The sequence below is a fragment of the Streptomyces sp. NPDC006197 genome, assembly GCF_040613865.1.
Taxonomy (GTDB): Bacteria; Actinomycetota; Actinomycetes; order Streptomycetales; family Streptomycetaceae; genus Streptomyces.
The window spans coordinates 23955-31903 of record NZ_JBEXSZ010000093.1; the positions used below are offsets into that span (position 1 = coordinate 23955).

Sequence of the window (7949 nt, forward strand, 5' to 3'; positions counted from 1 at the left end):
AGGCGTGAGTTGGGAAGAATAGGTCCGAACTCGCTCAGTGGTGAAGGATCTTGGAGAGGAAGTCCTTGGCCCGGTCGCTGCGCGGGTTGCTGAAGAACTCCTCGGGCGTCGCCTGCTCGACGATCTTTCCGTCGGCCATGAAGACGACCCGGTTGGCGGCGGAGCGTGCGAAGCCCATCTCGTGGGTGACGACCACCATCGTCATGCCGTCCCGGGCCAGTTGCTGCATGACCTCCAGGACCTCGTTGATCATCTCCGGGTCGAGGGCCGAGGTCGGCTCGTCGAAGAGCATGACCTTCGGGTCCATCGCCAGCGCGCGGGCGATCGCCACGCGCTGCTGCTGGCCTCCGGAGAGCTGGGCGGGGTACTTGTCCGCCTGGGTGCCGACCCCGACCCGGTCGAGCAGGGCCCGGGCCTTGGCCTCGGCGGCCTTCTTCTCCGTCTTGCGGACCTTGATCTGGCCCAGCATCACGTTCTCGAGCACCGTCTTGTGCGCGAAGAGGTTGAACGACTGGAAGACCATGCCGACGTCGGAACGCAGCCGGGCGAGCTCCTTGCCCTCCTGCGGCAGCGGCTTGCCGTCGATGGTGATGGTGCCGGAGTCGATGCTCTCCAGCCGGTTGATCGTGCGGCACAGCGTCGACTTGCCGGACCCGGACGGTCCGATGACGACCACGACCTCGCCGCGGGCGATCGTCAGGTCGATGTCCTGGAGGACATGCAGTGCGCCGAAGTGCTTGTTCACGTCGGACAGTACGACCAGGTCGTCCGCGGCACGCGGGGTGGCCTCGGGACTCTTGGACACTGACTCTCCGCTCATCGGCCTCTTGCTCCGTCCTCCTCGGTTGGGGAGGACACTAGAGACCCGATGTGACGAGCGTCATCACATCTGAGCGGAAATTGAGGATAACGATACGGCCGCGAACGGACACAGTGGGTGAAGGCGACGTGCGGGCCGTACCGGGTCCATAACGGAAACGGCCCCGCCACAGGGGGACACTTGACTGTGACACCCACGTTCGGTGTTCATGCCCTGGTGGCACCTGGTACACAGAGAGCCGCCATCGGCACATCGCCACGGAATCATCACGGAGGAGGTACGCATGCGACTGCTGCTCGTCGAGGACGACGACCACGTCGCCGCCGCACTCTCCGCGATCCTCGCGAGGCACGGCTTCACGGTCACCCACGCCCGCAACGGCGAGGAGGCGCTCCAGGCCGTCCTGCCCACCGCCCAGGGCGAGCGGCCCTCCTACGGGGTGATCCTGCTCGACCTCGGCCTGCCCGACCAGGACGGCTACCAGGTCTGCGGCCGCATCCGGAAGCTCACCACCACCCCGGTGATCATGGTGACCGCGCGCGGGGACGTGCGCTCCCGCATCCACGGGCTCAACCTCGGCGCCGACGACTACGTCGTCAAGCCCTACGACCCCGGCGAGCTCCTCGCCCGCATCCACGCCGTCAGCCGGCGCAACACCGGAGCCGAGGAGACCGGCGGGACCACGGGCACCGCCGACGGGACCGTGCTGCGGCTCGGCCCCGTCACCATCGAGCTGCCCACCCGCCGGGTCAGCGTCGACGGCGAGAGCGTCCCGCTCACCCGCAAGGAGTTCGACCTGCTCGCCCTCCTCGCCCAGCGGCCCGGCGTCGTCTTCCGCCGCGAGCAGATCATCAGCGAGGTCTGGCACACCAGCTGGGAGGGGACCGGCCGCACCCTGGAGGTGCACGTCGCCTCCCTGCGCTCCAAGCTGCGGATGCCCGCCCTGATCGAGACCGTGCGGGGCGTCGGCTACCGCCTCGTCGCCCCCGCCGCGTAACTCCCGACGGGCCCTGACGTGCGCACCCGACTCCTCCCCCTGCTCATCATGCTGATGGCCGGCGTGCTGCTGGCCCTGGGCTTCCCGCTCGCCGCCAGCCTCGCCGCGGCCGAGCAGCAGCGGGTCGTCGTCGACCGGCTCGACGACGCCGCGCGCTTCGCCGCCCTCGCCCAGTTCGTCGGCGAGAGCAGCGCCGGCGCCGACGAACGGCGCGCCACCCTCAGCGGCGAACTCACCAGCTACCACGACGTGTACGGCATCCGCACCGGGATCTTCTACCGCGACAACCGAGCCATGGCCGCCGCCCCAGAGGACTGGGTCGTCCCGTACGAGGGGGAGGGCCGGCGCGCCTTCAACGAGGCGCTGCTCGGGCGCCGCAGCCACGACCCGCCCCAGGTCTGGCCCTGGCAGGGGGACGCGCGGCTCACCATCGCCTCCCCCGTCGTCCGCGACGGGGACGTCGTCGCCGTCGTCGTCACCGACTCGCCCACCGGACAGCTCCGCTCCCGCATCCTGCGCGGCTGGCTGCTGATCTTCGCGGGCGAGGCCGCCGCGATGCTCCTCGCCGTCGGCGCCGCCTTCCGGCTCACCGGCTGGGTGCTGCGACCGGTCCGCGTCCTCGACGCCGTCACCCACGACATCGCCACCGGGCGGATGAACTCGCGCGTCGCCGCCACCGGAGGACCGCCCGAACTGCGGCGCCTCGCCCACTCGTTCAACGAGATGGCCGACAACGTCGAGGACGCGCTCGAACAGCAGCGGGCCTTCGTCGCCGACGCCTCCCACCAGCTGCGCAACCCGCTGGCCGCGCTGCTCCTGCGGATCGAGCTCCTCGCCCTGGAGCTCCCCGAGGGCAACGAGGAGATCGCCTCCGTACGGACCGAGGGCAAGCGCCTCGCCCAGGTCCTCGACGACCTCCTCGACCTGGCGCTCGCCGAGCACGCGGCGGCCGAACTGCGCCTCACCGACGTCGGCGCGCTCACCGGCGAGCGGGTCGCGTCCTGGCGCCCGGTCGCCGAGGACAAGGGCGTCACGCTGACCGGGGAGTGCGGCGCGGTCACCGCCTGGGCGGACCCGGTGGCCCTCTCCAGCGCCCTCGACGCGGTGATCGACAACGCGCTGAAGTTCACCCCCGCCGGGGAGGAGGTCACGGTCACGGTCGTCCCCGACCGGTCGACCGTCGCCGTGGTCGTCGCCGACCACGGACCGGGCCTCACCGAGGAGGAGCTCGGCCGGGTCGGCGACCGCTTCTGGCGCTCGGGCCGCCACCAGAACGTCAAGGGCTCGGGCCTCGGCCTCTCCATCGCGCGCGTCCTGCTGACGGCGGGCGGCGGAGGCGTGACCTTCGCCCCGAACGAGCCGCACGGCCTGCGGGTGACGGTCACCGTCCCCCGACACGCGCCCGCGGAGCGGGAGACGGGCGCCCCCTAGGGGCGCCGCGTCACGGCTTCACCGACCGGTAGTAGCGGCGGGCGCCGTCGTGGAGTTTCAGGGGTTCCGTGTACACGGCGGTGCGCAGGTCGACCAGCTGGGCCGGGTGGACCTGGCGGCCGATCCCGTCCCGGCTCCTGATCACCGTACGGGTGAAGCCCTCGACCAGGTCGTCGTCGGCGTCCACCGTGGTGACCAGCAGGTTCGCCACCGCCAGGGTCTCGATCGGCCGCCCGTCCTGCGCCTGGGAGTATGCGTCCGCCGGGATCACCGCCGACCGGTAGTGGCGGGTCGAGTCGCCGACGTCGTGCAGCGCGTCGACCAGGTGCGCGTCCAGCGGGATCAGCCGGACCTGGAAGCGCTCGGACAGCGCCTGCACCGCCTGGGTCGGCAGTCCGCCCGACCAGAAGAAGGCGTCGAGCTCGCCCCGCTCCAGGAGCCCCGGCATCGTGTCGATGCCCGCCGAGACCGGCTCGACGTCCCGGTCGGGGGTCAGGCCCGCGGCCGCGAGGACCCGGTCGGCGATCAGGCGCACGCCGGACCCGTCCTGGCCGACCCCGACCCGGAGCCCGCGCAGGTCCTGGACCTTCTGGAGCGAGGAGCGCTTGCGCACGACGAGCTGGACGTAGTCGTCGTAGAGCCGTGCGCAGCCGCGCAGCCGCTCGAAACCGGGCCTGCGCTCGCGCTGGTACTGGGCCACCGCGTCGGCCGTGGCGATGGTGAAGTCGGCCTCGCCCCTGGCGACCCGGGCCAGGTTCTGCTGGGAGCCTTCACTTTCCTTGAGCGTTATCGACACCTCGGGCAGGTCCTGCGCCAGGGCGTTCTTGAGGAGATCGCCGTACCGCTGGTAGACGCCGGTGGGGACACCCGTACTGAAGATGACCGAGCCGCTCGGGGCGGGGGAGCCGAAGGGAACGAGCCACCACACCAGCACCCCGCACAGCGCGAGCAGCGCGGCCGAGACCGCCAGGACACGGCGGCGGGCGGCACGGGAGAGCGAGGCGAGCATGCAGCGATCCTGCCAGCCCACCGCCGCCCCTGGCCAGGCTCGGCGGTGCGGAGCCGGTGCCGGAGGCCCGTGCGGGTGCGCATTCGCCCTCCCGACGGGCCCGTGCGGGGTCTTCGCGGCCGGCTCCGGTGGGCCCGCGTGGGGGTCTTCGCGGCCGGCTCCGGTGGGCCACCGAACGGCGGCGTCCGCGGGAGTGAGGGACCCGTCGCGTCCGCCCGCCCTCTCGCCCGTGCCCCTGCCGCCCCACGGACGGGGGGCGGCAATCCCCGAACCGGCCTGTGGGCGAACCCGATCCGGCCCCCAGTGCGCTCCGCCGAAGTGGTGAGCGGCCCCGTCGGCGCGCGCCGCGCCGTGTGTCCTGCCGGGCCGCCGGTGTCCCTGCGGTTAGCGTCGGAGCGCGCTCGGTGATCTTGAGGACAGTCCCCTGTCCGCCCCTGGCGTCCCTTCCGAGCGCCCCCAACACACCCCTGTCCCAAGGGAGTTCCCATGCCCACGCTGAAGGCGTCGGCACGCCGTGTGCTGACCGCTGCGGTCCCCGCCGCCGCTCTCGCCCTGCCCCCGGCCCCGGCCGCGAGCGCCGAGGAGCGCAAGCCCGACGACCAGGCCTGTCAGGACAAGGAGAACAACGCCGCCCAGGCCGTGGCCTCGACTTGCGAGTCCTTCCCCGGCTCGCTGCCGCAGGGCTCCACCGACCCGGGACGGTCCCCCTTCCCGGTCGACCGGCTCTGCAGCCTCCTCGGCACCCTGAAGACCGGCACCACCGACAACATCGGCGGCGAGATCTCCGGGAAGAACGCCGCCGAGGGCACGGTCTCCGCCTCCGGCGAGGTCACCACCAACCTCTCCGACGACAACACCAGGGAGAACAAGACCCCCAACCCCAAGAAGGACCACTACCGGCTGCACGCCGTCGACGGGCCCTCCCGTGCCGTCCCCGACCGGCTGCTCCAGCGCACCGGACCCATGTCCGAGGCCGAGAAGCAGCGCTGCGCCGCCGCCCGGCCGGCGCGCAGGGCACGCCGAAGAGGTGCTGAGCGAGTGGGTTCAGGCCTCCAGGTAGCGCAGCACCGCCAGGATCCGCCGGCTGTAGCCGTCGGTCCGGTGGAGCTCCAGCTTGTCGAAGACGACGCCCAGGTACTTCTCCACCGCGCTCAGCGAGAGGTGCAGCTGCCGCGCGATGGCCGCGTTCGTGTACCCCTGGGCCAGTGCCTCCAGGACCTCCCGCTCGCGCGGGGTGAGCCGGGCCAGGGGATCGGCGTGGGCGCTGCGCACGACGAGCTGGCGCACGACCTCCGGGTCGATCGCCGCCCCACCCGCCTGGATCCGCTCCAGCGCGTCGAGGAACTCCTCGACCTGGGCCACCCGGTCCTTGAGGAGGTAGCCGACCCGTTCCGCGCCGGCGGCGAGGAGCCGGGCCGCGTAGCTGCGCTCCACGTACTGGGAGAGCACGAGCACCCCCGTGTCCGGCAGCCGCTCGCGGATCTCCACGGCGGCCCGCAGCCCCTCGTCCGTGTGGGTGGGCGGCATCCGGATGTCGGCGACCACGACGTCCGGGCGCCGCGCCGCCACCTCGGCGACGAGCCCCTCCGCGTCGCCGAACGCGGCGAGCACCTCATGGCCCTCCTCGACGAGCAGCCGCACCAGGCCCTCCCGCAGCAGGGTCGAGTCCTCGGCCAGGATCACGCGCACGGCAGCTCCGCGACAAGAGTGGTGGGTCCCCCGAGGGGGCTGTGGACACGCAGGGTCCCGTCGAGCGCGGCGACCCGGCTGCGCAGCCCGGTGAGCCCGCTTCCGGCCGGGTCCGCGCCACCCCGGCCGTCGTCCTCGACCCGCACGGTGAGCAGCGGGCCGACGCGCGTCACGCGGACGGAGACGGCGGAGGCGGAGGAATGCTTGGCGGCGTTCGTGACGGCCTCCGACACCACGAAGTACGCGGCGGTCTCCACCGGCCTGGGCAGCGGCGCGTCCCCCGCCTCGAACCGGACGCGCAGCGGGATCGCGCAGCGCTGGGCCACCCCGCCGAGCGCCTCTTCGAGCCCCAGGCTGTCGAGGGCCGCCGGATACACCCGCCAGGCCACGTCCCGCAGCTCGGCCAGGACGTCCTGGGCCTCCCGGTGCGCCTGCCGCAGCAGGGCGTCCGCCTGCTCCGGGTCGCGCCCCCGGCGCGCCCGGCCGAGCAGCATGGCCAGGGCCACGAGCCGCTGCTGGACGCCGTCGTGGAGATCGCGCTCGATCCGCCGGCGCTCGGTGTCCACGGCCTGGACCACGGCGGCCCGGCTGAGGGCGAGTTCGTCGATGCGCCGCCGCAGCAGTTCCCCCTCGGAGGGCCCGAAGCACGCGCGCGCGAGGCGGGCGTCGAGCGCGGTCAGCGCGTACAGGCCCTGGACGTCGAGGAAGAGCAGGACGCCGCCGAGTAGCAGCTGACCGAGGAGTTCCGTCCAGTCGAGCGAGCCCCGGGCCACGCCCCGGACGAGCAGGACGGCCAGGACGGCGCCGAAGCCGAGGAGCCCGAGGACGACCCCGGTCACCAGGCCCGTTCCGACGCGGGCGGCGAGGTACCGCAGGAGCCGCCGGTCGGGGACCTCGTACGGGCCGGGGAACCGGTCGCCGAAGAAGACCGAGCGGCGGCTCCGCTCCAGCGCCGCGAGCCGCCGGGCCCCGGCGACCAGGACCCGCCGCGCGCGGGGGCGGGTGCGGGGCCACAGCAGGAAGGGGCCGAGGACGGCTCCGGCGGCCAGGAAGGAGAGCCCGCCGAGGAGAGCGGTGAGACAGCCGAGCAGGACACCGACGAGGCTCCGCCCCGTCGACCGGGCGCCCGCGCCGTCCCCTTCGTCCCCCCGCACGATCCCGGAGCCTAGTGCCGCCTCCGTACCCGTACAAGATCGTCCGTACGGTCCGGACGCGAGCCCGTACGGTCTGGGCACCCGCTCTCCGGCCCCGTCGCTCACGAGCTGCGACGGTGCTGGGCGCGGCCCCCGGCGCGCCCGGCGACCCGGCCGCGCCCCTTGAGCCGTACGGCGAGGAACGCGGCCAGGGCCACGAGGACCAGCACCAGGACGGCCTTGGACAGCACGCCCACGTACCCCTCGACCAGGTCCCAGCGCTCCCCGAGCCAGTAGCCGGCCAGGACGAGGACGCTGTTCCAGACGAGGCTGCCGAGCGTCGTGAGCGCGAGGAAGACATGCATCGGCATCCGCTCGATCCCCGCCGGGACGGAGATGAGACTGCGGAAGATCGGCACCATGCGCCCCAGGAACACGGCCTTCGTGCCGTGCCGGGCGAACCACCGCTCGGTGCGCTCCAGGTCGGAGACCTTCACCAGCGGCAGCCGGGCCCAGAGCGCGTGCATCCGCCGCTGCCCGAAGAGCGCGCCGATCCAGTAGAGGGCCACCGCCCCGATCACCGAACCCAGCGTCGTCCAGAACAGCGCCGAGGCCAGGCCGATCACGCCCTGCCCGGCGGCGAAGCCGGTCAGGGGCAGGATCACCTCGCTGGGCAGCGGCGGAAAGAGGTTCTCGAGCGCGATGGCCAGCCCGGCGCCGGGTCCGCCCATTGTGTCGACGAGCCCGGCGGCCCATCCGGCGAATCCGTCGGCGGCGCCGTGATCTGGGCGGGGGGTGTCGGCGCCGATCGCAAGCTCGACCGGCCCGGCGAGGACCTCGACGGCGCCTACTCCGCCCGCGACTTCGTCG

The 7949-nt window shown here is 73.2% G+C and carries 8 protein-coding genes; 2 read left to right on the plus strand and 6 right to left on the minus strand.

What is annotated here, in order from left to right; genetic code table 11:
* Positions 1-34: 34 nt before the first annotated feature.
* Positions 35-820 (minus strand): amino acid ABC transporter ATP-binding protein, encoded by a 786-nt coding sequence (locus ABZ318_RS25865; RefSeq protein ID WP_356904858.1) that lies wholly within the window; start codon positions 818-820, stop codon positions 35-37.
* A 283-nt stretch (positions 821-1103) separates the two neighbouring features.
* Between ABZ318_RS25865 and ABZ318_RS25870 the strand changes: the two genes are divergently transcribed.
* Both ABZ318_RS25870 and ABZ318_RS25875 read left to right on the plus strand, forming a co-directional pair.
* Complete coding sequence (locus ABZ318_RS25870) at positions 1104-1817, plus strand: response regulator transcription factor (RefSeq protein WP_356904859.1); 714 nt, start codon at positions 1104-1106, stop codon at positions 1815-1817.
* An 18-nt stretch (positions 1818-1835) separates the two neighbouring features.
* Positions 1836-3248: a HAMP domain-containing sensor histidine kinase gene (locus ABZ318_RS25875; RefSeq protein ID WP_356904860.1), complete on the plus strand. Its 1413-nt coding sequence runs from the start codon at positions 1836-1838 to the stop codon at positions 3246-3248.
* Positions 3249-3258: 10 nt separating this feature from the next.
* Here the strand turns inward: ABZ318_RS25875 and ABZ318_RS25880 are convergent, their stop codons facing one another.
* The 5 genes from ABZ318_RS25880 to ABZ318_RS25900 all read right to left on the minus strand — a co-directional run bounded on the left by ABZ318_RS25880 (position 3259) and on the right by ABZ318_RS25900 (position 7888).
* A complete protein-coding gene (locus ABZ318_RS25880; RefSeq protein WP_356904861.1) occupies positions 3259-4257 on the minus strand; it encodes a TAXI family TRAP transporter solute-binding subunit in 999 nt (332 codons plus the stop codon).
* Positions 4258-4865: 608 nt separating this feature from the next.
* Positions 4866-5126: a hypothetical protein gene (locus tag ABZ318_RS25885; protein WP_356904862.1), complete on the minus strand. Its 261-nt coding sequence runs from the start codon at positions 5124-5126 to the stop codon at positions 4866-4868.
* A 175-nt stretch (positions 5127-5301) separates the two neighbouring features.
* Positions 5302-5946 (minus strand): response regulator transcription factor, encoded by a 645-nt coding sequence (locus ABZ318_RS25890; RefSeq protein ID WP_356904863.1) that lies wholly within the window; start codon positions 5944-5946, stop codon positions 5302-5304.
* Complete coding sequence (locus ABZ318_RS25895) at positions 5937-7100, minus strand: sensor histidine kinase (protein WP_356904864.1); 1164 nt, start codon at positions 7098-7100, stop codon at positions 5937-5939. Before ABZ318_RS25895 ends, ABZ318_RS25890 begins: the two co-directional genes overlap by 10 nt.
* Positions 7101-7201: 101 nt before the next feature.
* Entirely contained in the window at positions 7202-7888 is a 687-nt protein-coding gene (locus tag ABZ318_RS25900) for a DedA family protein (protein ID WP_356904867.1), read from the minus strand.
* Positions 7889-7949: the final 61 nt, after the last annotated feature.

Coding starts and splice junctions, on each gene's coding strand:
- ABZ318_RS25865 (WP_356904858.1), bottom strand. CDS start 820: ATGAGCGGAGAGTCAGTGTCCAAGAGTCCCGAGGCCACCCCGCGTGCC.
- ABZ318_RS25870 (WP_356904859.1), top strand. CDS start 1,104: ATGCGACTGCTGCTCGTCGAGGACGACGACCACGTCGCCGCCGCACTC.
- ABZ318_RS25880 (WP_356904861.1), bottom strand. CDS start 4,257: ATGCTCGCCTCGCTCTCCCGTGCCGCCCGCCGCCGTGTCCTGGCGGTC.